The 25,104-nt window shown below is 39.6% G+C and carries 22 protein-coding genes; 14 read left to right on the top strand and 8 right to left on the bottom strand.

Annotation, left to right across the window (positions count from 1 at the left end):
- Positions 1 to 4: 4 nt before the first annotated feature.
- Positions 5 to 1,264, top strand: coding sequence for a diaminopimelate decarboxylase (lysA, locus tag OO7_RS05335; protein WP_008914944.1), 1,260 nt, complete (start codon positions 5 to 7; stop codon positions 1,262 to 1,264).
- Between the two features lie 220 nt (positions 1,265 to 1,484).
- Here lysA and OO7_RS05340 read toward each other — a convergent pair whose 3' ends face one another.
- From OO7_RS05340 to fepB, 5 genes are all read right to left on the bottom strand, one after another.
- On the bottom strand, positions 1,485 to 2,264 hold the full coding sequence (locus tag OO7_RS05340; protein ID WP_008914945.1) for an ABC transporter ATP-binding protein: 780 nt from the start codon (positions 2,262 to 2,264) through the stop codon (positions 1,485 to 1,487).
- Between the two features lie 79 nt (positions 2,265 to 2,343).
- A complete protein-coding gene (locus OO7_RS05345; RefSeq protein ID WP_008914946.1) occupies positions 2,344 to 4,431 on the bottom strand; it encodes a TonB-dependent receptor in 2,088 nt (695 codons plus the stop codon).
- 196 nt (positions 4,432 to 4,627) lie between these two features.
- On the bottom strand, positions 4,628 to 5,668 hold the full coding sequence (locus OO7_RS05350; RefSeq protein WP_008914947.1) for a FecCD family ABC transporter permease: 1,041 nt from the start codon (positions 5,666 to 5,668) through the stop codon (positions 4,628 to 4,630).
- Positions 5,665 to 6,711: an iron chelate uptake ABC transporter family permease subunit gene (locus OO7_RS05355; RefSeq protein ID WP_201764238.1), complete on the bottom strand. Its 1,047-nt coding sequence runs from the start codon at positions 6,709 to 6,711 to the stop codon at positions 5,665 to 5,667. The genes OO7_RS05350 and OO7_RS05355 overlap by 4 nt, the downstream gene beginning before the upstream one ends.
- A complete protein-coding gene (gene fepB, locus OO7_RS05360) occupies positions 6,677 to 7,636 on the bottom strand; it encodes a Fe2+-enterobactin ABC transporter substrate-binding protein (RefSeq protein WP_008914949.1) in 960 nt (319 codons plus the stop codon). The genes OO7_RS05355 and fepB overlap by 35 nt, the downstream gene beginning before the upstream one ends.
- Positions 7,637 to 7,745: 109 nt before the next feature.
- Here fepB and OO7_RS05365 point away from each other — a divergent pair, with 109 nt between their 5' ends.
- Both OO7_RS05365 and OO7_RS17610 read left to right on the top strand, forming a co-directional pair.
- Positions 7,746 to 9,050 carry an NtaA/DmoA family FMN-dependent monooxygenase gene (locus OO7_RS05365; protein ID WP_008914950.1) on the top strand — a complete coding sequence of 435 codons (1,305 nt, stop codon included), beginning with the start codon at positions 7,746 to 7,748 and terminating at the stop codon, positions 9,048 to 9,050.
- A gap of 47 nt (positions 9,051 to 9,097) precedes the next feature.
- Positions 9,098 to 9,196, top strand: a complete 99-nt coding sequence (locus OO7_RS17610; RefSeq protein ID WP_419177242.1) for an IS3 family transposase — start codon at positions 9,098 to 9,100, stop codon at positions 9,194 to 9,196.
- An 89-nt stretch (positions 9,197 to 9,285) separates the two neighbouring features.
- Here OO7_RS17610 and fadE read toward each other — a convergent pair whose 3' ends face one another.
- Positions 9,286 to 11,751 (bottom strand): acyl-CoA dehydrogenase FadE, encoded by a 2,466-nt coding sequence (gene fadE, locus OO7_RS05370; protein ID WP_008914951.1) that lies wholly within the window; start codon positions 11,749 to 11,751, stop codon positions 9,286 to 9,288.
- A gap of 297 nt (positions 11,752 to 12,048) precedes the next feature.
- On the opposite strand from fadE, the gene lpcA reads away from it, so the two are divergent.
- Positions 12,049 to 12,627, top strand: coding sequence for a D-sedoheptulose 7-phosphate isomerase (lpcA, locus tag OO7_RS05375; RefSeq protein WP_008914952.1), 579 nt, complete (start codon positions 12,049 to 12,051; stop codon positions 12,625 to 12,627).
- A gap of 25 nt (positions 12,628 to 12,652) precedes the next feature.
- The gene (locus tag OO7_RS05380) at positions 12,653 to 13,420 is read left to right on the top strand and encodes a class II glutamine amidotransferase (RefSeq protein WP_008914953.1); all 768 of its coding nucleotides are present in this window, start codon (positions 12,653 to 12,655) and stop codon (positions 13,418 to 13,420) included.
- Here OO7_RS05380 and OO7_RS05385 read toward each other — a convergent pair.
- Positions 13,391 to 14,128, bottom strand: a complete 738-nt coding sequence (locus OO7_RS05385; RefSeq protein WP_043892655.1) for a L,D-transpeptidase family protein — start codon at positions 14,126 to 14,128, stop codon at positions 13,391 to 13,393. The genes OO7_RS05380 and OO7_RS05385 overlap by 30 nt on opposite strands.
- Before the next feature lie 409 nt (positions 14,129 to 14,537).
- Between OO7_RS05385 and OO7_RS05390 the strand changes: the two genes are divergently transcribed.
- From OO7_RS05390 to dinB, 9 genes are all read left to right on the top strand, one after another.
- Positions 14,538 to 15,872 (top strand): Na(+)-translocating NADH-quinone reductase subunit A, encoded by a 1,335-nt coding sequence (locus OO7_RS05390; RefSeq protein WP_008914955.1) that lies wholly within the window; start codon positions 14,538 to 14,540, stop codon positions 15,870 to 15,872.
- Positions 15,873 to 15,876: 4 nt separating this feature from the next.
- Positions 15,877 to 17,115 carry an NADH:ubiquinone reductase (Na(+)-transporting) subunit B gene (locus OO7_RS05395; protein WP_008914956.1) on the top strand — a complete coding sequence of 413 codons (1,239 nt, stop codon included), beginning with the start codon at positions 15,877 to 15,879 and terminating at the stop codon, positions 17,113 to 17,115.
- Positions 17,108 to 17,902, top strand: coding sequence for a Na(+)-translocating NADH-quinone reductase subunit C (locus tag OO7_RS05400; RefSeq protein WP_008914957.1), 795 nt, complete (start codon positions 17,108 to 17,110; stop codon positions 17,900 to 17,902). The genes OO7_RS05395 and OO7_RS05400 overlap by 8 nt, the downstream gene beginning before the upstream one ends.
- Positions 17,895 to 18,524 carry an NADH:ubiquinone reductase (Na(+)-transporting) subunit D gene (locus tag OO7_RS05405; RefSeq protein WP_008914958.1) on the top strand — a complete coding sequence of 210 codons (630 nt, stop codon included), beginning with the start codon at positions 17,895 to 17,897 and terminating at the stop codon, positions 18,522 to 18,524. Before OO7_RS05400 ends, OO7_RS05405 begins: the two co-directional genes overlap by 8 nt.
- Positions 18,525 to 18,528: 4 nt before the next feature.
- A complete protein-coding gene (gene nqrE / locus OO7_RS05410; RefSeq protein WP_008914959.1) occupies positions 18,529 to 19,125 on the top strand; it encodes an NADH:ubiquinone reductase (Na(+)-transporting) subunit E in 597 nt (198 codons plus the stop codon).
- Positions 19,126 to 19,140: 15 nt separating this feature from the next.
- A complete protein-coding gene (gene nqrF / locus OO7_RS05415) occupies positions 19,141 to 20,367 on the top strand; it encodes an NADH:ubiquinone reductase (Na(+)-transporting) subunit F (protein WP_008914960.1) in 1,227 nt (408 codons plus the stop codon).
- A 217-nt stretch (positions 20,368 to 20,584) separates the two neighbouring features.
- Entirely contained in the window at positions 20,585 to 21,616 is a 1,032-nt protein-coding gene (locus OO7_RS05420) for an FAD:protein FMN transferase (protein WP_008914961.1), read from the top strand.
- Positions 21,617 to 21,634: 18 nt separating this feature from the next.
- Complete coding sequence (gene nqrM, locus OO7_RS05425) at positions 21,635 to 21,862, top strand: (Na+)-NQR maturation NqrM (RefSeq protein WP_008914962.1); 228 nt, start codon at positions 21,635 to 21,637, stop codon at positions 21,860 to 21,862.
- Positions 21,863 to 22,037: 175 nt separating this feature from the next.
- The gene (gene dinB / locus OO7_RS05430) at positions 22,038 to 23,093 is read left to right on the top strand and encodes a DNA polymerase IV (protein WP_008914963.1); all 1,056 of its coding nucleotides are present in this window, start codon (positions 22,038 to 22,040) and stop codon (positions 23,091 to 23,093) included.
- Positions 23,094 to 23,466: 373 nt separating this feature from the next.
- Here dinB and pepD read toward each other — a convergent pair whose 3' ends face one another.
- Positions 23,467 to 24,927, bottom strand: coding sequence for a beta-Ala-His dipeptidase (gene pepD / locus OO7_RS05435; RefSeq protein ID WP_008914964.1), 1,461 nt, complete (start codon positions 24,925 to 24,927; stop codon positions 23,467 to 23,469).
- Positions 24,928 to 25,104 lie beyond the last annotated feature (177 nt).

A 25,104-nucleotide genomic window follows, 5' to 3' on the forward strand; every position in this document is an offset into this window, starting at 1 on the left:
AAGCATGACTTCATTTGCCACCACAACAAGCCAATATTTAACACCTGAATATTTACGTTCATTACCTGCCGAATATGGCACTCCACTTTGGGTTTATGATAGCGCTGTTATTATTGATCGTATCAAGCAATTACAACTATTTGATACTGTCCGCTTTGCGCAAAAAGCGTGTTCTAATATCCACATTTTGCGCTTGATGCGTGAGCAGGGCGTAAAGGTTGATTCTGTTTCTTTAGGCGAGATTGAACGCGCTTTAGTTGCGGGTTTTCAGCCCGGTCGCGAAAAATCTGAAATTGTTTTTACTGCTGATGTGCTAGATAGAGCAACACTTGCTCGTGTGATTGAACTAGATATTCCTGTCAATGCAGGTTCTATTGATATGTTAAGCCAAATAGGTGAACAAAAAGCAGGTCATCCTATTTGGTTACGCATCAACCCAGGTTTTGGTCATGGACATTCCCAAAAAACCAATACTGGCGGAGAAAACAGTAAGCATGGTATTTGGTATGCAGATTTGCCAGCGGCATTGGAGCAAATACGTCGCTACAATTTATCATTAGTTGGCTTACATATGCATATTGGTTCGGGTGTCGATTACCAGCATTTAGCCAATGTATGTGATGCAATGGTTAACCAAGTTATTACTTCAGGTGCCGATATTCATGCTATTTCTGCTGGTGGTGGATTATCTACGCCTTATCGTGACCAAGATGAAATTATTGATATTCAGCATTATTACAGCTTATGGAATAATGCGCGCACACGAATTGAGCAACATTTAGGCCATTCACTTGCGCTTGAAATTGAACCTGGTCGCTATTTAGCGGCAGAATCTGGGGTTTTATTAGCTGAAGTGAGAGCAGTAAAAGATATGGGAAGCCGCCATTATGTATTGGTGGATAGTGGCTTTAATGACTTGATGCGTCCTGCAATGTATGGCAGTTATCACCATATTTCTGTTTTACCTGCTGATGGGCGTTCATTAGAACATGCTGAGCAAAAAGAGAGCATTATTGCGGGCCCTTTATGTGAATCGGGTGATGTTTTTACTCAGCAAGAAGGCGGCATGGTTGAAACACGTTTATTGCCTGATGTGAAAGTCGGTGATTACTTAGTTTTTCATGATACTGGCGCTTATGGTGCATCAATGTCATCAACTTATAATAGCCGTCCTTTATTACCTGAAGTCTTACTGGTGGATGGTAAGCCTCAATTGATCCGTCGCCGCCAAACCATTCAAGAATTATTAGCATTAGAGCTATAATTACTAGAAATAGAATCAAATAAATTAAAAAACCTTTATTGTGAAGTAACCCCCAATGGTTAGATAGCCAATGGGGGTTTTTCTATCAAAGCACTATCGCGATCTCAAAATTATTATTGTTAATCAATATGTAGCAAGTAAAAAGCATCGCAAATGTTCTAAAAACATGAAAAATAGGCTGCTAAGCGGGTGATTATGAGCTCAGGGTTGTGAATGTAAGTTAACAAGGAATGACCATCGGCGTACCAACGACTGGATCGGGTATAATTAAACAATCTAAATCAAATACTTGCTTAACTAATTTTTCGCTGATGATATTTTCAGGTTTACCTTGAGCGACAATCATTCCTTTGGCCATGACGATTAGGTTATCGGCATAGCGACAAGCTTGGTTTAGATCGTGCAATACAGTAACAATGGTTCTTCCTTGCTGTTGATTTAAGCGCTGAAAGATATTTAATAGCTCAATTTGATAAGCAATATCGAGATAAGTCGTTGGTTCATCGAGTAAAATAATTTCAGTTTGTTGTGCTAAGATCATCGCTACCCATGCACGTTGCCGTTGTCCTCCAGACAATGACTCAATTTGTTTATCTGCAAACTCCATGACGCCTGTTAATTGCATTGATTCTGTAACAGCTTGTTTGTCTTCCTGACTCCACTGATGCATTAAACTTTGGTGAGGAAATCGCCCTCTTGCCACTAAATCCATTACAGTAATACCTGATGGTGCTTGCATTGTTTGTGGTAACAAAGCGATTTGGCGAGCAAGATTTTTCGATGAATAGCGAGATAAAGGCTCATTATCTAGCGAAACATGACCAGATAAGGGTTTTAATAAACGACATAGGCTACGTAACAACGTGGATTTACCGCATCCATTAGGACCAATGATCACGGTAAATTGATTATTTGGGATCGCTAACGAAATATCATGGCAGATGATATTTTCTTGGTAACCCAGCGTTAATGAATGGATTTCTAATCGATTATTATTCATGCAAATTATATTTTAATTATGAGATTAAATGAGCGGAGGAGTGACCACATACACACCTCCGCGTAGGATAAAAATAGTATTAGAAACGCAGCTCCATTGTTGCGCCTAACATTCTAGGACGTTGATAAATTGCAGTTTCGATGTTGTTATCGGGGATCAAAATGCGTTTATCTGAGTCAAATAGGTTTTGTGCAAATACGGTTGCTCGTCCCCATTTGAAGTCATAACCTAGTTGCAAATTAGCGACCCAAAATGAATCTATTTTTGAGTTTTCGTTATTATTTGCTTGAGAGAAATAATCACCAGAGAATTGCACATTTCCACTGATATCAACGGATGATGTTAATTGATATTTAGCGCCTACATTTGTGGTATAGTTTGGTGCACGGGCTAATTCTTTACCTTCTATGCCACTATCACCAAAGTCTTTAATTTTGGTTCGTAACAAACCAACTCCAGTATTTAATTCTAATGATTCAATGGGTTGATAAGCAACATTGAATTCAGCACCATAGGTTTCGACTTTCTTGGCATTACGGATAGTTGTGGAATCAGGCCCTAAATAGAAAGGCAGCTGCATATCTTTGTAATCGTTATAGAAAAGGTTGGTCATTATTGAAAGTTTATTATCTAGCAAACTATTTCGACCATATAAGCTGTAATTCCATACATATTCAGGGGAATAAGTGTAAGTTACGATAGGTTTGCCGATAGTAACACCTGCGCCCCCACCGTTATAACCTCGACCAACAGCAAAACCAACAGTTTGGTTTTTTATTGGCTTCCAAGCAAAATCAGCTTTAGGTAAGAAGGTATTATAAGTTTCATCAAAATCAATCATCACCGCAGGGCTGCCGCCTTTACGGGTGTGTTGTTCTCGTTCAAAACGCCCAGATAAAGTGATATCCACTTCAGGAACAACGGTATAAGTTAATGAACCATAGGCTGATGAAGTTTCTGTTTTATCGTCATAGTAACTTCCACCAAAAAGATCAACAAATTCATTTTGTTTACTATGGAAATAACGAATACCGACAATCCCGTTCAAAATGTCGCTATCTGTTTTAAAACGTAACATAGGCTCTAATTCAAATTCTTTTGCATCAATATCAGCACGAGGTGTTGGTGCTTTAGTACGGCGATGTGTTGTAAAGTCTGTATAGATTAAGGTATTTTCCCAAGTTAAATTCTCATTAGCTTCCCAAGATGTGTTCCAAATACCGCTGGTGGTTTTTCGTTCAACGACGGGACGGAAACGAGAAGCTGCGTCTGGAGCTAAGTTTTTCGCCATTTTAGCTTCGTTTTGTGGCGATTGGCTATCCATATGAGTAAATGTTAATTTACTTTTAAATTCAGGCATATCGAGCGGTTCGTATAAGAGTTTTCCACGAACAGTTGTTGATTCAATATCGCGCGGGTTGCCAACAGGAGAATAGCTATCCATTTTAGTAAAGCTTTCTCGTTCTTGTTTTTCAACCGTGAAACGAAAGGCGAGCTTATCTTCAATTAATGGCCCAGAAACCATGGCTGCCGTTTGTTGGAATCCTTGCTGCCCTAAACCACCTTTTACTGCACCTTCCCAATAAAATGTAGGGTCTAGAGTTTTGACTAAAATAGCACCTGCAATCGCATTACGACCTTGAACATAACTTTGCGGATCACGGAATATTTCAACGGTATCAACGTCCCATAGTGACTGAGCACCATAACCAAATTCGTTATAGGTAAATGAACGGCCATCAACTGAAAAGTTAACTCGAGGGCGCGTTCCTGCTAGAAAAGCAATAGCACCTTGGGCAGGTCCAGAGCCATCTACACCACGAATAGCGGGGAGAGCGTTGCTGTTCCCAGTATCGACGATATTAGGTGTCATTTGTAATAATGTGTTGACATCAGGATTGGGGATATCTTCAATTTGCTTATAATCGTACACCACAACACTGGAGCCTGTGTCATAGATTGATTTATTCAGCTTTTCCCCTGTCACGATTAAGACATCGCTATGGTTATCGCGTTTTTTATTTTCTTGTGCTGATGTATCTAATTCTTGAGTCGTTTCTGCTGCAAAACTGGTTGGTGATATAGCCCAAAATGTGCTGAATAAAGCAACATGGAGCATTATGTTAATTGTTTTTCTTTTTGTGTAGAGAATTGGAGCACCTGACATTAATCTTTTCCTTCATGCTATCGCATGCCATAAGACGATTGATGAGATGTACCCACTATTTTCCAGTTAAATAAATCACCAGTTACCATTCCTAACTGTGCAATTAAAATTAAGATATAAAACTATATAGCTTATTGTTATTCTTTTAATTATATAATGATTATCATTCAATAAATATAATAATTATTATTAATATTTAAATTCGTGAGTTACGTGTTAATAACCAGAGTAAATATAGCCCGCCAATGATCCCCGTCATCAAGCCGACTGGCAGCGTTAAGCTGAAAGGAAGCTGTTGTGATAGGAGGTCGGCACAAATTAATAATAGTGCTCCCATTAATGCAGAACCAATGATGGGTAATTTATTTGTACTGGATAATCGGATAACCAGTTGAGGTGCTGCAAGAGCAACAAAGGCGATTGGACCTGCACATGCTGTTGCTAATGAAGAGAGTAGTACAGCACTGAAAATCATCATCCATCGTGTTTTTGCGACATTTACGCCAAGTTGTTGAGCCATGTCATCTCCCATTTCGATTAAAGTGAGCGCTCTGGCATGTATTGCAATGAAAGGGAGTAAAATGAGCAAACCAATAAATACGGGATAAACGTGATGCCATGTTCGTGCATTAAGTGATCCCGCCAGCCAAAGGTTGGCAATAGTTGCATTATCAATATTGCCTTTGACTAATAATAACGAGTTAAATGCTTGTAATATTGCACCAACTCCGATACCCGTTAAGATCAGCGTATAACTTGACATTACGCCACGTTTTAAGGATAAAAGGTAGACAACAAGAGCGGTCATTAAACCACCGACAATCGTTGAAAGGGCAATTGCAGGGACGCTACCGTTAAATACGATAATTTGTAGTAGTGCCCCAGTCGCGGCACCTGTAGTAAAACCAATGACATCGGGGGAACCTAAAACATTGCGAGAGATCGACTGAAATATCGCTCCAGCAACGCCTAAAGCTGCACCAACACCGATACCTGCAAGTAATCGAGGCAAACGTATATCTATCACGATTTTTTGTTGAATTGAACCTTGTTCACCGCCACGTAGAATATTGATGAAGGTGGGGAAATCAATTGAAAACTTACCCGTGGTTACGGCTAAAAATGAAATGACAATGACCATTAGTAGTAAAATGCTACAAATAACTGCACTACGGGTTGATATTACCCAAGAGTAGTGGAAAAAATGCCAAACTTTGTTACTTTTTTGCCATTTCATAAAGACATAACTCGCCAATGCCTAACTAGGTAAATAAAGAACGGACCGCCAATCAGTGACAGCATTATACCAACACTGATTTCTCCGGGAGTGCCAATGATCCTGCCAATACAATCTGCAACTAACATGAAGGTTGCCCCTATCAACATTGACATCGGAAGGATGCGGCGATAACCCGCACCCACAAGATAACGAGCAAAATGTGGGGCGGTAAGACCCAGAAAACTAATTGGCCCAACTGCGGCGGTTGAGCTTCCTGCAAGTAATACAATGGCGGTAGCGGCAAGTAGCCAGATTTTACTTTGATTAGCACCAAGTGCATGACTTAGGTCATTACCTAAGACAACGATATCTAATGATCTGGCGAGTAAAGTAGCAAGAATACAACCAATCAGAACCAGTGAGGTGATAGGAAATAGCACATCAAAACTGCGGCCTTGGAGTGATCCGACAACCCAATGACGAAATTGGTCAAATACCTTTTCATCACTATTCACCGTGACCATGTGGGTGATAGCCAATAATACAATCGAGAGTGCAACACCAGACAACACCATGCGAATAGGATTTAATCCACGGTGTAAACCGGCTAATAAATAGACGCAAAGGCCAGCTAAGCCTGCCCCTAATAAGCCAAACCACATGTAGACAGTGATATCAGTCACTCCCATACAAGCAATCACCAGAACAATGGCAACCATTGCGCCTGCATTGATGCCTAATAAACCGGGATCAGCGAGGGGGTTACGAGTTATTGCTTGCATTAATGCACCTGCTGCACCAAGCGCAACACCAATAACAATAGCTAATAGGGTACGAGGAAAACGTAAGTAACGAACAAGAAGGTGCTCACTATTGGTACTGTCATAGGCAACAAAAGCTTGCCAAGTTGTTGGTATAGAAACAGAGCGACTACCTACGCCTAGGCTTATAACAAAAAAGGTAACCAATAATAAGCAACAGATTAAGATGATCAATTTAACGGAAATTTTAGGTGACAACATGAACTCACTCGTGTTTAGCGAATCGAGCAACAAGGTCATTAATCATTTCTTGAGCGCTATAATAATCGACACGAAATGAATTCTCTCCTAAGCCATAAACTTGCTTATTTTTTACAGAATTAATATTGGCAAGGATAGGATCGGCCATAAAATTTTCAGCATCTTTATTTGTTGCACGTAATAAAAAAGTGGTGGGGGCTGTAAGCTGTGTTAAATGTTCATATTGAGCCCAAACAAAGTCGGAAACAGGTTTATCCTTCGGTTGCCATTCAAGGGGGGCGCTTTCAATAGTGAAGCCAAGTTGTTGCAATAAAATGGCTTGAGGGCTCGTTTTCAAAGATACAGGGTTAACGGTTCCTGGGCCAAAATAGGAAACAATATTGACATCACCTTTAGGGTGCTGCAATTTAGCTTTACTTTCCTCAACTAACTTCTCAAAACGTTGTAATACTTCCGCTGCTGTTTTCTCTTGTCCTGTCGCTTGCCCAAGTTGTACAGCTAAACTTTCCCAGCTTTGTTGGCCATAATCCACAACAATGGTAGGTGCAATTTGTTGAAATTGAGCGACTTGAGGGTAAACTGTATCCCCGCCGTTAATAGACACAACAATTAAATCTGGCGCTACGGCATAAGCCATTTCTAAATCAACACTTCCGACAGACCACAGTTTTTCAATACCTTTTTGTTTAGCAATGTTATCCCACTGTGCGAAATACAGACCATTAGCTGCGGTTGAACTCGCAATAACGGGCGCATCAATAGCGAGTAGTGTTCCTGTAACTGAGACTGAGGTTGACAAAATGCGCTTAGGTTTGGTTTTGATTTCCACGGTTGAACCATCGGCATTATGAAAGGTTCTTGGCCATGATTGGCTATCTACATTTGCTTCGTCTTTAGTACTTGCAAAGCTAAATGAACTGATGGTAAAGAGTAGGATTGAGGCGCAGGTCAGTATTCTTAACATATCAGTTTTCCAAGTAAAACAGGTGGTTATTAAACTGCAAATATTTGTTGTTAATGATAATCAGAATTAATATTATTAACAATAGGTATTCATGTGAGAGTACAGCAAAATGAGAGAAAGTACACAAAAAACACTCTGCATTGGTTTATCTTTGTCACCCACTTGGGTGAGTGGTAGCCGCTTAAAGCAAGAGCCTAGCTTGCAAGAGACCATTTTTAGTGCAGGATATTATATTGCGTTATCCAAACGGGCAGAGGCCGCAAAACTGGATTTTTTATTTAGGCCTGATGCGCTATTTTTGAACATTGAGAAAGCAAGCCAAGTCCCTGCTTTTGGTGGGTTAGATCCTTCTCTATTGATTGCCGCGATTGCTCATGAAACAGATTACATTGGTTTTGTATCCACTATTTCGACCCTATTTTACCCACCCTATATTGCAGCTAGGCAATTACAGTCTTTAAATTGGTTAACACAGGGAAGAGTTGGGTGGAACATTGTTACTGCATTACAGGGACAAAAAAACTTTGGTCAGCAGACATTACCTGATCCGGATGAGCGCTATAAAATTGCGAGTGAATTTACCGCAGTAACTGAGGCTTTATGGAAAAGTCATCCATTAAAGCAAGTGAATGATGAAACTCAGCAAATTATATCCGGTTTAAAAGAGATTAACTTTCAAGGTGAATATTTTAATGTTCAAGGGCCACTGAATATTCCTGAGTACTCTCAACCTATTCCTTATTTTCAAGCAGGAGCATCACCAGCAGGACGTAATTTTGCGGCTACTTTAGCGGATGGAATTTTTACGGCAACGCCAGATCTCGATTGCGCAATTGAATTTTATCAAGATATTCAACATCGCACAGTTAAAGCCGGCCGTAAACATAATGCAGTTAAAGTTCTCCCGGGTTTGAGTTTCTATTTAGCAGATAGCCGCGAAGAAGCCTTCCGACTTTTTGAACAAACTCATGCTAATACAAATCCGCAAATTAAATTCCGTTATATAGAATCATTAATTAATTTGGATCTTAGCCAACTACCGCTAGAAACAATAATTAAACCGGAAATGCTGCCTGAACCAATTGAAACACCATACAGCCGAACACATGCTAAATTATTAAGACGTTATATTTGCAAGAACCATCCCTCTATCAAGATGCTTTTATCCTCTCCGGAAGTTAATGGCTCATCACATTGGCGGGTTATTGGAACGGCAGATGATTTAGTGGATGAGATTGAGTTATGGGTAAAAAAACAAGGATGTGATGGATTTATCGCGTTGCCATGTGGTTCTGAACAATCTTTATATATCTTTTTTGATCAAGTGGTCCCTAAGTTGGTTGATAAAGGTTTGTTTAGAGAGGATTACCAAGAAAAAACGCTATGGCAGCGATTACAAAATATTGGAATTTAGGTCAGAAAAGTCCATGAAATAGAATCAACAAAGATAGCAATATTAACCTGTTAAAATCAGAAAAATATCATGGCACTCATTTTCAAAGTGCCGATGAACTCATTGATAAAATTGGTGAATATATCAAATGTGACAACATCAAATGACTTAAAATAAAATTAAAAGGCCTGAGTCCGACTGAATATCGAAATCAGGCCTTACACGCTGAGCAACTTATCAATAACTAACTAGTTGATTAAGCTGCTTGTTTTTTCTTAGATGAGTGTTCATTTTTATTTTCAGCTGATGGCTTTTTTTCGCTTAATACACCTAATGCATCAAATTCAAACTCATCAACATTTATGGTACGTAAGCGACTGGCTTCAGCTTTACGCAGAATATCCGCTTCTTCTTGCGTAATAATTTTTTCAGGCAGCATCTCTTCAGCCAATTTATCTAAGCGAGTAAAGCTGAGTTTGCGTTCTTTCAAGCGACAAATACGCTCGAAAATAGGTTCTGCTGCAATGATGTCATACAAAGCCTGATTAACTAATCCGTGAGGATTATTTTCTGTCGGTGTTAAGTATTGACCACGACCAATTCTATCTCTGGTTTCGGAGGGCTCCATAATCAACTGCGCCAGTTTGTGATCTAAGCGATCTGTTGGTGCTGACATTGTGCGGCCAGTAGGGAATAAAGTGATACGCATAATTTTAGCGATCGCTTTATTCGGGAAGTTTTTCAGTAGATCATCCATTGCTTTTTCAGATTGATAGAGACAATCTTCTACTGCCCATTTGACTAAAGGAAGATCTGCTTTTTGACGACCTTCATCTTCATAGCGTTTCAGTGTTGCTGATGCTAAATAAAGATGACTTAAAATATCACCTAAACGCGCGGAGATCCGCTCACGACGTTTTAAGCTACCGCCTAGCACACCCATAGCAACATCAGATAATAGTGCTAAGTTAGCACTTTGGCGATTTAGCATTTGATAATAGCGACGAGTTTCATCTTTTGTTGGCGCATCACTACCGCGGCCATTTGTTAATCCTAACCAGAAACTACGCACTTGGTTGCTAATAACATGACCAATGTGACCAAATACCGCTTTATCAAATTTATGCAGGTTATTTTCTTGCGCTGCTGCCATTTCTTCCAGTACATAAGGATGACAACGGATAGCACCTTGACCAAAGATGATCATACTGCGCGTAAGAATATTTGCACCTTCAACAGTGATTGCAATGGGTGCACCTTGATAAGTTCGTGCAACAAAGTTTGAAGGACCAAGACAGATGCCTTTACCGCCAGTGATATCCATTGCATCAATTACAGAGCGTTGCCCGCGGTGAGTACAATGATATTTCACGATAGCGGATAAAACGGCAGGTTTCTCGCCTAGCATGATGCCAGATGTAATTAATGTTGCGGCTGCATCCATTAAATAAGCATTTCCAGCAATACGTGCTAAAGGTTCTTCAATTCCTTCCATTTTACCAATTGGCAGCTTAAATTGACGGCGAATATAAGCATAAGCTCCTGTAGCCATTGCAATACTTTTCAAACTTCCCGTTGAGTTTGATGGTAAGGTGATACCACGCCCAACTGATAAACATTCCACCAGCATGCGCCAACCTTGACCAGCCATTTTCGGCCCACCGATAATATAATCAATAGGGACAAAAATATCTTGCCCGCGAGTCGGCCCATTCATGAATGGAATATTTAATGGGAAATGGCGATGACCAATTTCAACACCCGGCGTGTTAGTTGGGATCAATGCACAAGTAATGCCTAAATTCTTTTCGCCCCCGAGTAAGCGGTCTGGGTCGGATAATTTAAATGCTAAACCAAGTACAGTGGCAATAGGCGCTAATGTAATATAGCGTTTATTCCAATTTAAGCGCATGCCAAGTACTTGCTCACCTTGCCATTCTCCCATACAAACTACGCCTGTATCAGGGATCGCACCTGCATCGGAACCTGCTTCTGGACTTGTCAAAGCAAAACAAGGGATCTCATCACCTGTTGCTAAACCGGGTAGATAGCGCTTTTTCTGCTCATCAGTACCATAGTGTTGCAATAATTCACCTGGACCTAAAGAGTTTGGAACACCTACTGTAATTGCTAGGATCCCGGAAACACCGGCAAGTTTTTGTAGCACTTGTGATTGAGCATAAGCTGAAAACTCAAGGCCACCATACTCTTTTTTGATGATCATCGCGAAGAAGCGATGGTCGCGCAGATATTGCCAAACTTCAGGAGGAAGATCGGCTAATTCATGGCTGACTTCAAAGTCATTAACCATGCCACACACTGTTTCAACAGGCCCATCAAGAAAGGCTTGTTCTTCAGCTGTTAATTGCGGTTTTGGATAATTATGGAGTTTATTCCAATTAGGAGCACCGCGGAAAAGATCACCTTCCCACCATGTTGTCCCTGCATCAATCGCTTCTTTCTCTGTACGTGACATTGGTGGCATTACCTTTTGGAACATTTTTAATGCCCGAATAGAGAATAGTGATTGGCGAATTGGCGTAAAGACAAATGGAAATAACACTAAAGCTACAGGTAATAACATCCAGTAGCTCCACAGATTTAATATACCCATCACGGCGGTATAAGCTAATAACAAGATAGTACTTAGCGTTAATGCCGTTTTGTGATAACACAAGATACCGATTAACGCGATAAATAAAACAATGCTAAGTAGAGTCATAGGGGAAACTCCTTCCACTAGTAAGAGGTCTGACCTGTAGTTTCTTATAATCTATAGCGAGTAATAAATGATTAGCAACTTGTTTACATCTTAATTACAACTTAGCTCACAAAATCATCAAATAAAAGTAGGTAATTATTTCGTTTAGAACAGATTAAACGCAAATAAAGATAAATAGTGAATGTCGGGTTTAATCAAAAGTAGAAACAAAATTGACCCTGTGTAACAATCTGAGAGGTAAAGATTAATTATCGATTTATCTCCATACAAAATCCGCTAAATTTAAGGGGAAATCTCATGTATCAAGACTTGATCCGTGGTGAATTATCAGAAGCTGCTGATACGCTGGCACAATTCCTAAATGATGAAAAAAATATTAATGCGATTGAGGATGCTGCTGTATTACTTGCAAATTCCTTTAAAGCAGGTGGCAAAGTGTTATCTTGTGGTAATGGTGGCTCTCACTGTGATGCGATGCATTTTGCAGAAGAGTTGACTGGCCGTTATCGTGATAATCGTCCTGCTTATCCGGCAATTGCTATTTCTGATGTTAGCCATTTATCTTGTGTCAGTAATGATTTTGGTTATGAATTCGTTTTTTCCCGTTTTATTGAAGGTGTTGGTCGTGAAGGTGATGTACTTCTTGGCATATCAACTTCAGGCAACTCAGGTAACATCATTAAAGCCATTAGTGCTGCTCGTGAAAAAGGCATGAAAGTGATTACGCTAACAGGGAAAGACGGTGGTAAAATGGCAGGGACTGCGGATATTGAAATTCGTGTTCCACATTTTGGTTATGCCGACCGCATACAGGAAATTCACATCAAAGTGATCCATATCCTGATCCAGTTAATTGAAAAAGAGATGGCTAAATAGTCATTTAACGCAAGAGGGTTTTCAAATGTGCGAATTATTAGGCATGAGTGCAAATGTGCCTACTGATATAAACTTTAGTCTAAGTGGACTGATATCCCGTGGAGGGCGTACTGGTCCTCATAAAGATGGTTGGGGAATTACGTTTTATGAAGGACTAGGTTGTCGTACTTTTAAAGATCCTCAACCAAGTTGTTTATCTCCTGTGGCGCGTTTTGTTCAGGAATATCCGATAAAATCTGAAACGGTTGTTGCGCATATACGGCAAGCTAATCGTGGTGATGTCACATTGGCAAATACCCACCCATTTATTAGAGAATTGTGGGGACGCAATTGGACGTATGCACACAATGGTCAGTTAAAAGGGTATCGTTCGCTGAAAACGGGTCATTATCGCCCAATTGGTGAAACGGATAGTGAAAAAGCATTCTGCTGGATTTTACATCAATTAGCGACAAAATATCCGCGAAGGCCTAGCAATTGGGAATCCGTATTTCGCTTTATTGCTGAGCTGGCAAATCAACTGCGTAAAAAAGGCGTATTTAATATGCTGCTTTCTGATGGCCGTTATTTGATGGCATTTTGTTCAACTAACCTATACTGGATCACCCGAAAATCGCCATTTGGTAAAGCAAAATTACTCGATCAAGATGTCGAAATTGATTTTGAAAGCTGCACCACGCCAAAAGATATTGTTTCTGTCATTGCAACGCAGCCGTTAACGGGCAACGAAAGTTGGCAAAAAATAGAATCCGGTGATTTTGTTCTATTTCACCTCGGCCAGCGCATAGTGTAATTTCATTTTTAATAGCTTGTTTGGTGATTCAGACAAGCTATTAACCGCATATTTTCCTGATGTCACTGATATTTGTGCAGGAATACCAGCCTCATTAAAATAGTCATAAGCGGGTTTTAACTGCTGCCAAAATGCATAATGAGCAGAGGTATGATGGCGTTGCATATTTTCAGCCGTCATACGAAAAGGGTAAATATTGACGTCAATCTTTTCTTGCCCATTTCTAAATGCTGTTTCAACTCTTTGATAAATCTCACTCATATAATTATCTGTCATGGCATAACAGCCAACCGAAACGCAATCACCATGGATCATTAAATAATTGCCGTGATAGCCTTGGGCTTTATCGTATTCGTTAGGAAAACCTAAATCAATTGATCGGTAATACCGACTATTTGGATTGAGTTGGGATTTTGTAATCTGATAAAAACCTTCTGGACTCTTTAAATCACCTTGTAGTTTTTTAGGGCCAAGTCCACCAGAAAACTTACAAATAGGATACGTTTTAGACAGTGTATATTTTCCTGTCAGTGATTTTTGGTAAAGTTCTAATATACCTTCTTGTTTAAATATCTGAATAAAAACAGCACTATCTTTTGAATCGAGAGTTTTATTATTAAGTAACATTGAAGAGTTACTTGCTTCAGCAAAAGTAGACGATAAAAAAATCAGGGCGAAACTGGCACTAAGAAAAATAGTTCTGTTCATACTCAAGCCAAATATAATTAAGAGTGATATTTAATAAGGATGTATTTGGTTGCATTCTAAATGAGCAATGAGAAATTTAATATAGGTTACTCATAATTTATCTACGATTTTTTTTGTTTAAAAATTGCTCGTTAATCGATAAAGGTGAGCTAATGATTCGGTAATAACGAATTATTGTGATAAAGAAGTTAATTTTATTGTAATTTGCTTGAGCTAAGTCACTTCAATATCCGGACATTGCTCAAGGGAACTGGTAAAATTACGAGCTACAAAATAAGAGAAATACGTCATAATACTAAGATAATTATTTGGTTAAGTTATAGATATAACTCGAACTATTTTATTTAGTCGCATCGGTTCTTTAATGGATCGTTAATTTAGGGTTAACTGAGAAACTTGTGCAAATCTTATGATTAAAATTAAAAAAGGCCTCAACCTTCCAATTGCGGGTGAGCCAGCTCAAGTGATAGAAGACGGCCCGAAAATTCAACACGTAGCTTTGCTAGGTGAAGAATATGTCGGAATGCGTCCTTCCATGCTGGTTAAAGAAGGTGAGCAAGTAAAAAAAGGGCAAGCTCTTTTTGAAGATAAAAAGAACCCAGGTGTATTATTCACAAGCCCTGCCTGCGGCAAAATTATTGCAATCAATCGCGGTGAGCGTCGAGTCCTTCAGTCAGTTGTTATTGAAATTAATGGCGATGATCAAGAGACATTCTCCGCTTATCCCAGCAATGAACTGGCAAGTTTAACGCGAGAACAAGTCGAACAAAATTTAGTACAATCAGGTTTATGGACGGCATTGAGAACTCGCCCATTTAGCCGTTCTCCTGAATTAGGTTCTTCACCTGCTGCTATTTTTGTCACAGCAATGGATACTCAACCGCTTGCGGCAGATCCTCTAGTTATCATTAAAGAGAATGAAAAAGCCTTTGAAGATGGTCTTGCCGCTCTCAGTCGTTTAACAGAAGGGAAAGTTCATGTCTGCTATTCTGGGAACTTACCTGCGAATAACACTTCAGCGACTTACACCGAATTTTCAGGCCCTCATCCTGCTGGATTAGTGGGGACTCATATCCATTTTCTAGAGCCAGTCAGTATTAAGAAAAAGGTATGGCACCTCAATTATCAAGATGTCATAGCGATAGGTAAACTCTTTACAACAGGTTATCTGTATACCGACCGCGTCATTGCGCTTGCTGGTCCTCAAGTGGAAAAACCTCGCTTAGTGAAAACACGTCTTGGCGCTGACCTTAATGAGTTAACCAAAGGGCAGTTAAAAGAGGGGGAAAACCGAATTATCTCTGGCTCTGTGCTCTGGGGCGTAACGTGTGATGATGCTCACCATTATCTTGGTCGCTTCCATAACCAAGTTTCTGTACTGAGTGAAGGGCGTGAAAAAGAGTTATTCGGTTGGATAATGCCGGGGCTAAATAAATTCACAATTACCCGCACGACAATTGGTCATTTCTTGAAAAATAAACGATTCAATTTCACGACGACAATGAATGGTGGTGAACGATCAATGGTTCCTATTGGTAACTATGAGCGCATTATGCCTCTTGATATCATGATTACCCATTTGTTGCGTGATTTGCTCGCCGGAGATACTGACTCATCACAAGAATTAGGGTGCTTGGAATTAGATGAGGAAGATTTAGGACTCTGTACTTATGTCTGTCCCGGTAAATATGAATATGGTCCAGTACTGCGTGATGTACTGACCAAGATTGAGCAGGAAGGGTAATTCCATGGGTCTGAAAAAGTTATTTGAAAAGAATGAACACCATTTTGAGCCCGGTGGAAAATTAGAAAAGCTTTATCCTTTATATGAAGCTGTTGTTACTGTTTTTTATACACCGGGAACTGTGACGAAAGGGCGCTCGCATGTCCGTGACACCATTGATTTAAAACGGATGATGATTTTAGTTTGGTTAGCGGTATTTCCTGCCATGTTTTGGGGAATGTATAACGTTGGTAACCAAGCTATTCCAGCTCTTTATAATTTATATAGTGGTGCGGAATTACAGCAGGTTTTGGCAAGTGATTGGCATTACGCCTTAGCACAGTTTTTGGGTGCATCACTGACACCTGATGCCGGATGGGGAAGTAAAATGCTGCTAGGTGCAGTGTATTTCTTACCTATCTACCTAGTGGTGTTTATTGTTGGGGGATTCTGGGAAGTTTTATTTGCCATGATCCGTGGTCATGAAATCAATGAAGGTTTCTTTGTCTCATCCATTTTATTTGCTTTGATTGTACCGCCAACACTGCCTCTTTGGCAGGCGGCATTAGGTATTTCATTTGGTGTGGTAGTTGCAAAAGAAATTTTTGGCGGAACAGGTCGCAACTTCTTAAATCCAGCACTTGCTGGGCGCGCATTTTTATTCTTTGCTTATCCCGCACAAATATCTGGTGATTTAGTGTGGACGGCAGCAGATGGCTTTTCTGGTGCAACACCACTTTCACAGTGGGCAGCAGGTGGAGAACACGCGCTAGTCAATACAATCACTGGTCAGCCAATTTCTTGGATGCAGGCGTTTTTAGGTAATATACCGGGTTCAATTGGTGAAGTTTCTACCTTAATGATCTTCATTGGTGGTGCTTTCATTATTTTCTGCCGCATTGCTTCATGGCGTATTGTTGCTGGTGTGATGATTGGTATGATTGCTATGTCTTATCTCTTCAACATAATCGGCTCACAGACAAACCCTCTCTTTGCTATGCCATGGTACTGGCATATGGTTCTTGGCGGTTTTGCCTTCGGGATGATCTTTATGGCAACAGATCCCGTTTCAGCCTCTTTTACTGATAAAGGCAAATGGGCGTATGGGATTTTGATTGGTGTTATGTGTGTTCTGATCCGAGTTGCTAACCCAGCTTATCCTGAAGGAATGATGTTAGCGATCCTGTTTGCTAACCTATTTGCGCCTTTGTTTGACTATTTAGTCGTTCAAGCAAATATTAAGCGGAGAAAAGCGCGTGGCTAATGAAAAAACAACAAATAAAGATAGTGTCGGAAGGACATTTCTTGTCGTTTTCATTCTATGTCTAGTTTGTTCTATTGTCGTAGCGGGTTCCGCGGTAGGTTTAAAATCGAAACAACAAGAACAAATTTTATTAGATACACAACGTAATATCCTAAGTGTTGCCGGGTTATCCAAACCTGCAATGAGTGCTGAAGAAATTCAAAAAGTTTATAAAGAGCGAATAGAAGCTAAATTGCTTAATTTTAAAACGAATGAATTATCTGATAGTAAAAGTCGATTCGATTTAAACGATGAATTACGTAGTGAAGAAACGAGCATTGACCTTTCACCGGAAGAAGATATTGCTAAAATTCGTCGCCGTGCAAATAGCGCTGAAATTTACTTAGTGAAAAACAGCGAAGGGAAAATCGACCAAATCATACTCCCTGTTTATGGTTCAGGTTTGTGGTCTGTGATGTATGCTTTTGTTGCTGTTGATATTGATGGTGTTACTTCTCGCGGTATCACGTATTACTCACATGGCGAAACTCCGGGGCTGGGTGGCGAAGTTGATAATGCGCAATGGAAAGCTCAGTGGCCAGGTAAAAAACTTTTCAATGAGCAGGGTATTCCAGCAATCAAGATAGTTCGTAGCGGCGCAACTGATAGCCCATATGGTATTGATGGTCTTTCAGGAGCAACACTAACATCAAACGGTATTCAGCATATGTTTGATTTTTGGCTAGGTGATAACGGTTTTGGTCCGTTCTTGAAAAAAGTTCGAGAAGGAGCGCTGAATAATGGCTGATTCAAAAGAAGTAAAAAGGGTTCTCCTTGGACCTTTGTTTGATAACAACCCAATTGCATTGCAAGTTTTGGGTGTCTGTTCTGCATTGGCTGTCACCACAAAATTAGAAACAGCCTTAGTCATGACGATTGCGGTGACATTAGTAACCGCTTTTTCTAACTTCTTTATTTCTTTGATCCGTAATTACATTCCGAGCAGTGTTCGTATTATTGTTCAAATGGCAATTATTGCATCTTTGGTTATTGTCGTAGACCAAATTTTACGAGCTTATGCCTACGAAATATCCAAGCAACTTTCTGTTTTCGTTGGTCTTATTATTACTAACTGTATTGTTATGGGGCGTGCAGAAGCTTATGCAATGAAAGCGCCACCAATAGAAAGTTTTATGGATGGTATTGGTAATGGCCTTGGCTATGGTGTCATTTTGATCTTAGTCGGTTTCTTACGTGAATTGTTTGGTTCAGGTAAATTATTTGGCATCACAGTGATGGAATCGCTACAAAATGGTGGCTGGTATATGCCTAATGGTCTATTCCTCTTAGCGCCTAGTGCATTCTTTATTATTGGAATGCTGATTTGGGGATTAAGAACCCTGAAACCTGCGCAGATAGAGAAGGATTAACACCATGGAACATTATATTAGCTTGTTTGTAAAAGCGATATTTATTGAAAACATGGCACTCGCATTCTTTCTTGGTATGTGTACTTTCTTGGCTGTATCAAAGAATGTGAAGACCGCATTTGGACTAGGGATCGCCGTTACTATCGTGTTAGGAATATCTGTTCCTGCAAATAATCTCGTTTATAACTTAATTTTACGGGATGGAGCACTTGTTGAAGGTGTTGATTTAACTTTCCTTAATTTCATTACCTTTATTGGTGTTATTGCCGCTTTAGTGCAAATACTGGAAATGATTTTAGATCGCTATTTCCCATCACTTTATAATGCACTTGGTATCTTCTTACCGTTGATCACTGTTAACTGTGCAATTTTTGGTGGTGTTTCCTTCATGGCACAGCGTGATTATAACTTTAGCGAATCTGTCGTATATGGATTTGGCTCAGGTATAGGCTGGATGTTAGCTATTGTGCTGATGGCATCAATTCGTGAAAAGATGAAATACTCCGATATTCCGGCAGGTTTAAAAGGCTTAGGTATCACCTTTGTTTCTACTGGTTTAATGGCGTTAGGGTTTATGTCTTTCTCCGGTGTGCAGCTATAAAGGTGAGATAAATTCATGGATATTATTATTCTAGGTGTAGTGATGTTTACCCTGATAGTCTTGGTGCTAACTGGTTTGATCCTGTTCGCAAAATCCAAGCTAGTTAATACGGGTGACATCAAAGTTGAGGTAAACGGTGATCCTGATAAAAGCTTTGAAGCGCCAGCGGGTGATAAGCTATTAGGAATGTTGTCAAACCAAGGCATTTTTGTTTCATCGGCATGCGGTGGCGGTGGTTCATGTGGTCAATGTCGTGTCATTATTAAAGACGGTGGCGGTGATATTTTACCTACTGAGCTTTCCCATATCAATAAACGCGAAGCAAAAGAAGGTTGCCGCTTAGCGTGTCAGGTCAATGTTAAACAAGACTTAAAAATCGAGTTACCAGAAGAAATTTTTGGTGTTAAAAAGTGGGAGTGTGAAGTTATCTCTAATGATAATAAAGCCACTTTTATTAAAGAGTTAAAGTTAAAAATTCCTGAAGGTGAGGTTGTTCCGTTCCGTGCTGGTGGGTTTATTCAAATTGAATGCCCGCCACATATTGTGAAATATGAAGATTTTGATGTGCCGGAAGAGTACCGTGAAGATTGGGATAAATTTAATCTGTTCCGTTATGTTTCTGAAGTTAAAGAGCCTACAGTTCGTGCTTATTCCATGGCTAACTATCCTGAAGAACACGGTATTATTATGTTGAACGTGCGTATTGCTACGCCACCACCTCGTAATCCTGATGTTCCTCCGGGAATTATGTCTTCTTATATTTGGTCATTAAAACCGGGTGATAAGGTGACAATTTCCGGTCCATTTGGTGAATTCTTTGCTAAAGAAACCGATGCAGAGATGATCTTTATAGGTGGTGGTGCAGGTATGGCTCCGATGCGCTCACATATTTTTGACCAATTAAGACGCCTAAATTCTAAACGCAAGATTAGTTTTTGGTATGGTGCTCGTTCTAAGCGAGAAATGTTCTATACAGAAGATTTTGATCAGCTAGCAGCTGAAAATGAAAATTTTACTTGGAATGTTGCACTTTCCGATGCAATGCCGGAAGATAATTGGGATGGATATACTGGATTCATTCATAATGTCTTGTATGAAAATTATCTAAAAGATCATCCAGCACCTGAAGATTGTGAATTCTACATGTGTGGACCACCCGTGATGAATGCGGCGGTCATCAAGATGTTAAAAGATCTCGGTGTCGAAGATGAAAATATCTTGCTGGATGATTTTGGTGGCTAATCAATTAATCTAGTTATGTTATCTAGTATTTAATAATGAATGCTAATATGCGAAGTAAGGCGAAATAACGTTTGTTTTTTCGCCTATATTTAAAGGGGAATCAGTTGTCTTGATTTTCCTAATTGTTTTTATTGCCAATAATTATTGATGAACAGATTTTGTTTGTTAATCGCTTAAATGTAGATTATCGGCGTTTATCATTGAAGCAGAGAAAATTATGCTGAACAAAAAAATGATCGCTCCTGTGTTGCTCTTTATGGCAACGTTGTTCTTATCTGCTTGTGGAGAGCCGGAACAGGCGAATCTTCAAGGTCAGACAATGGGAACTTACTATTCCATAAAATACATTGCTGACTCATCTTCCCCTGCTAAAGAGTCAATCCAAGCAGAGATTGATAAACGCTTAGAAGAAGTTAATGATCAGATGTCAACTTATCGCCCTGACTCTGAATTAAGTCGCTTTAACCAATTTAAGGAAGTAAATGTTCCTTTCCCTGTTTCAGCAGCAACAGCTAAAGTTGTAAAAGAAGCGATTAGAATTAATGAGTTAACAAATGGCGCAATGGATGTTACTGTTGGGCCTATGGTTAATTTGTGGGGATTCGGTCCAGAAGGTCGGGTCACTAAAGCGCCAGATCAAACTGAGTTAGATAAACGTCGTGCATGGATTGGCATCGATAAATTATCAGTTCAGGATAATAATTTAATTAAAACCATCCCTGAATTGTATGTTGATTTATCTTCTATTGCTAAAGGTTACGGCGTTGATGTCGTTGCTGAATATTTAGAATCTATTAATATCAATAACTATATGGTTGATATTGGTGGTGAAGTGAGAACCAAAGGCAAAAATGGTAAGGATGCACCTTGGCGAATTGCGATTGAGAAGCCAACAACGGATGGTGTAACTCAAACAGTTCAAGAGGTTATTTTACCGGGGGATATGTCTATCGCCACTTCGGGTGATTATCGTAACTATTTTGAACAAGATGGCGTACGTTTTTCTCATACTATAGATCCTAAAACAGGCATGCCGATTAAACATAACCTTGTTTCTATCACTGTGCTTTCACCAACTTGTATGAGTGCAGATGGTTTATCAACTGGACTAAATGTTCTTGGGCCGGTAGATGGTTTTGCACTTGCTGAAAAAATGGATATTCCTGTTTTTATGATAGTGAAGACAGAAAAAGGATTTGAAGAGCGCTATACTAAAGCATTCGAGCCGTTCTTACAGAAGAAACAGTAACGAGGAGGAGATAGCAGAATGTTAAATGTTTTTATCGCAGCTTTCGTTCTGTTCTTACTGGCATTCTTAGGTATGTCACTTGGTTACATTATTAAACGAAAAAGCATTCAAGGTAGCTGTGGTGGTTTGAGTAGCATTGGTGTTGAAAAGGTTTGTGATTGCCCAGAACCTTGTGATGCTCGCAAAAAACGCATGGCACGTGAAGAAGCACGCCAAAAAATATTGGATGAAAATCGTATTATCTAATTACTTGATTGCAAAATAGAAAATTAACCCTTGCTAGAATATCTCTATCAAGGGTTTTTTATTAATGCTTATTAATATGTCATTAATTCCTTAACTACTATTTTGAGTTTGATAATTGCACAATCAATAAAATGACTGTATATTTAATCAGTGTTTTATTGTTGATGGATATGCTGTGCGTAAAATAATTCATGTTGATATGGACTGCTTTTATGCGGCAATAGAAATGCGTGATAACCCAAGTTTGCGTAACATACCCATTGCTGTTGGGGGAAGTGCCGATCATCGTGGAGTGATTAGCACTGCAAATTATGAAGCTAGGCGTTATGGCGTACATAGCGCTATGTCAACGGCGATAGCGCTGAGGTTGTGTCCTACATTAAAAGTGATACCGGGACGAATGGCGCTTTACAAAGAGACCTCATTGCATATTCGACAAATTTTTTCGCGTTATACCGATTTAATTGAGCCGCTTTCCCTTGATGAAGCTTATTTAGATGTCAGTGACAGTGATGATCACCATGGCTCTGCAACATTAATTGCTCAGGCTATCCGCCAGCAAATTTTTAAGGAATTACAGCTTACGGCATCAGCTGGTGTTGCACCCATTAAATTTCTCGCCAAAATTGCATCGGATATGAATAAGCCCAATGGTCAGTATGTGATCACGCCCCAAAATATGGACGAATTTGTACGCACATTACCACTTAAAAAGATCCCCGGCGTAGGCAAAGTCACCGCTCAAAAACTCTTAGATATGGGATTAGCAACATGCTCTGATGTTCAACATTATGATGTCGTAAATCTGATTAAAAGTATGGGTAAATTTGGACAAATTTTATGGGAGCGCTGCCATGCTATTGATGAACGGCCGATTAATCCAGATAGATTACGCAAATCAGTCGGTGTCGAGCGCACACTTGTCCAAGATATTCATCATTGGGAAGATTGCATTCCTTTATTAGATAAATTATATGATGAACTTGAAGTTCGCCTGACTAAAATCTCGCCTAACCGACGAATTGCTCGGCAAGGCGTAAAAATTAAATTTGATGATTTTCAGCAAACAACACAGGAACACGTCTATCCTATCTTAGATAAACAAGATCTGGTTTCACTGGCGAAACAAGTTTGGAATAATCGCCGTGAAGGGCGTGGAGTTCGGTTGGTTGGATTACATGTCACATTACAAAACCCACAATTAGAACGCCAATTGCTATTAGAATTGTAATTTTACTCCGTTATTCATTTTTTTATCAATGAAGTACTTTTATTACACAATAATCTCAGGTTTAAGATGTAAACATAAGTCATTATGCTACTATTAAGGTGTCTCAAGCCTTATAAACCGGTTTATTTTGACTAGTTAAATTTTAGTGCCTGCCATCGTTTGGGATTAGCGTTAATAGCTCTTAAAATAGATAGCCATTATTTCCTACTATCTAGCTTTTTTTAGACCTTCAGGTTGAGTTTGTTGATATAAGAATTAATAGAATAGGAAAAATACAAATAATTAAGTGCCCTATAATCGCCTAAATTACGGAGTTATATGGGCACTTATTTTACTTCATACTTAAGATTAGCGAGCTTAAGCTCTATTTATTCTATTCCTTAACGGGAATCGCTTTTAAAACTGCCGTCAGTAATTTCCAATATTCACCAACGCTGGCAATATGCACTCTTTCATCTGGTGAATGGGCACCGCGTATCGTTGGTCCAATAGATACCATATCCATTTCTGGGTATGGTTTTTTGAATAGACCACATTCAAGACCGGCGTGGATGACCATAACTTTAGGTGTCTTACCAAATAATTTTTGGTAGGTTTCACTGACTAAGTGCATGACTGGTGAATTTGCATCGGGTTGCCATCCTGGATAGCTACCTTCAGCACGATATTTAGCTTTAGCAAGTTCACTAATTGATGTCAGCATATTGACGACATAATTTTTACCGCTGTCAATTAATGAACGCACGAGGAAGATAATTTCTGCTTTATCTTCTGTCATGGTCACAACACCTTCATTGAGCGATGTTTCAACCACACCAACTGCAACATCACTCATACGGATCACGCCATTTGGCGCTGCATTCAGGAAGCCAATAAAGCGTTTTTGGCAATCATCTGTCAGTGGTTTTAGTTGAGTTTTTGTTTCTTCTAACAATATAACAACTGTGGGTTCTACAACTGCCAATTCATTTTTCAATATATATTCATAGCTGGCAACGAGTGCTTTTAACTCACCAACACGTTGTGCAGGGATGGCGACAATTGCATGGCTTTCGCGTGGAATAGCATTGCGAACCGTACCACCACCAAATTCTAGTACTTTTAAACTTAAATCATCAGCATGACCCGCGATAAAGCGTGCAAGAAGCTTGTTAGCGTTACCTAGACCTAAATGAACATCACCACCAGAGTGACCGCCTTTTAAACCCTTCAGTGCTATTGTAAACGTTGTATAATCTTGTGGTAATGCTTCACGGGAAAGATCAAATGTTGCTGTAAAATCAACACCACCTGCACAACCCATGTAAATTTCGCCTTCTTCTTCTGAGTCAGTGTTGATCAGAATATCCGCTTGTAGCCAGTTTGGTTGTAAGCCAAATGCGCCATCCATTCCTGTTTCTTCTGTCATGGTTAGCAGCACTTCAAGTGGGCCATGTTCTACGGTTTCATCCGCTAATACAGCTAGAGCAGATGCCATACCAATGCCGTTATCAGCACCTAAAGTTGTTCCGTCGGCAGTGACCCATTCACCGTTAACATAAGGGCGAATTGGATCTTTCGTAAAATCATGTATGGTGTCATTATTTTTTTGTGGCACCATATCCAAGTGAGCTTGCAAAACAACCGCTTTACGATTTTCATAGCCTTTGCTTGCAGGTTTACGAATGAGAATATTACCAACTTGGTCGCGTTCTACATGAAAACCTTTTTGTTTAGACCATTCAATAATATGTGTTGCAAGAGCTTCTTCGTGGTAGGAAGGGTGAGGAATAGAGCAAATTTTGGCAAAAATATCCCATAATGGTTGTGGTGACAGTTTGGCTAATTCAGACACGCGAATCTCCTTAAACAGCTTTGATTTTAGCTAATTATTCTACTTGAATGGCATGATCCACATGATATAGAGATTTGAATCATACAATTGATAATATCAGCATACACTTTATTGCTATCAATAGTCAGTGTAAATGATATTAATTCAAGGAGATTGTCCATTTTTGCTGGTTTTTAC

It is taken from the genome of Providencia sneebia DSM 19967 (assembly GCF_000314895.2).
Lineage (GTDB): Bacteria > Pseudomonadota > Gammaproteobacteria > Enterobacterales > Enterobacteriaceae > Providencia > Providencia sneebia.

Coding starts and splice junctions, on each gene's coding strand:
- nqrM (WP_008914962.1), top strand. CDS start 21,635: ATGTTAAATGTTTTTATCGCAGCTTTCGTTCTGTTCTTACTGGCATTC.
- OO7_RS05355 (WP_201764238.1), bottom strand. CDS start 6,711: ATGACCTTGTTGCTCGATTCGCTAAACACGAGTGAGTTCATGTTGTCA.
- lysA (WP_008914944.1), top strand. CDS start 5: ATGACTTCATTTGCCACCACAACAAGCCAATATTTAACACCTGAATAT.
- nqrE (WP_008914959.1), top strand. CDS start 18,529: ATGGAACATTATATTAGCTTGTTTGTAAAAGCGATATTTATTGAAAAC.
- OO7_RS05345 (WP_008914946.1), bottom strand. CDS start 4,431: ATGTCAGGTGCTCCAATTCTCTACACAAAAAGAAAAACAATTAACATA.
- OO7_RS05365 (WP_008914950.1), top strand. CDS start 7,746: ATGAGAGAAAGTACACAAAAAACACTCTGCATTGGTTTATCTTTGTCA.
- OO7_RS05420 (WP_008914961.1), top strand. CDS start 20,585: ATGCTGAACAAAAAAATGATCGCTCCTGTGTTGCTCTTTATGGCAACG.
- OO7_RS05350 (WP_008914947.1), bottom strand. CDS start 5,668: ATGAAATGGCAAAAAAGTAACAAAGTTTGGCATTTTTTCCACTACTCT.
- OO7_RS05405 (WP_008914958.1), top strand. CDS start 17,895: ATGGCTGATTCAAAAGAAGTAAAAAGGGTTCTCCTTGGACCTTTGTTT.
- nqrF (WP_008914960.1), top strand. CDS start 19,141: ATGGATATTATTATTCTAGGTGTAGTGATGTTTACCCTGATAGTCTTG.
- fadE (WP_008914951.1), bottom strand. CDS start 11,751: ATGACTCTACTTAGCATTGTTTTATTTATCGCGTTAATCGGTATCTTG.
- OO7_RS05385 (WP_043892655.1), bottom strand. CDS start 14,128: ATGAACAGAACTATTTTTCTTAGTGCCAGTTTCGCCCTGATTTTTTTA.
- OO7_RS05380 (WP_008914953.1), top strand. CDS start 12,653: ATGTGCGAATTATTAGGCATGAGTGCAAATGTGCCTACTGATATAAAC.
- OO7_RS05395 (WP_008914956.1), top strand. CDS start 15,877: ATGGGTCTGAAAAAGTTATTTGAAAAGAATGAACACCATTTTGAGCCC.
- OO7_RS05340 (WP_008914945.1), bottom strand. CDS start 2,264: ATGAATAATAATCGATTAGAAATCCATTCATTAACGCTGGGTTACCAA.
- fepB (WP_008914949.1), bottom strand. CDS start 7,636: ATGTTAAGAATACTGACCTGCGCCTCAATCCTACTCTTTACCATCAGT.
- lpcA (WP_008914952.1), top strand. CDS start 12,049: ATGTATCAAGACTTGATCCGTGGTGAATTATCAGAAGCTGCTGATACG.
- OO7_RS05390 (WP_008914955.1), top strand. CDS start 14,538: ATGATTAAAATTAAAAAAGGCCTCAACCTTCCAATTGCGGGTGAGCCA.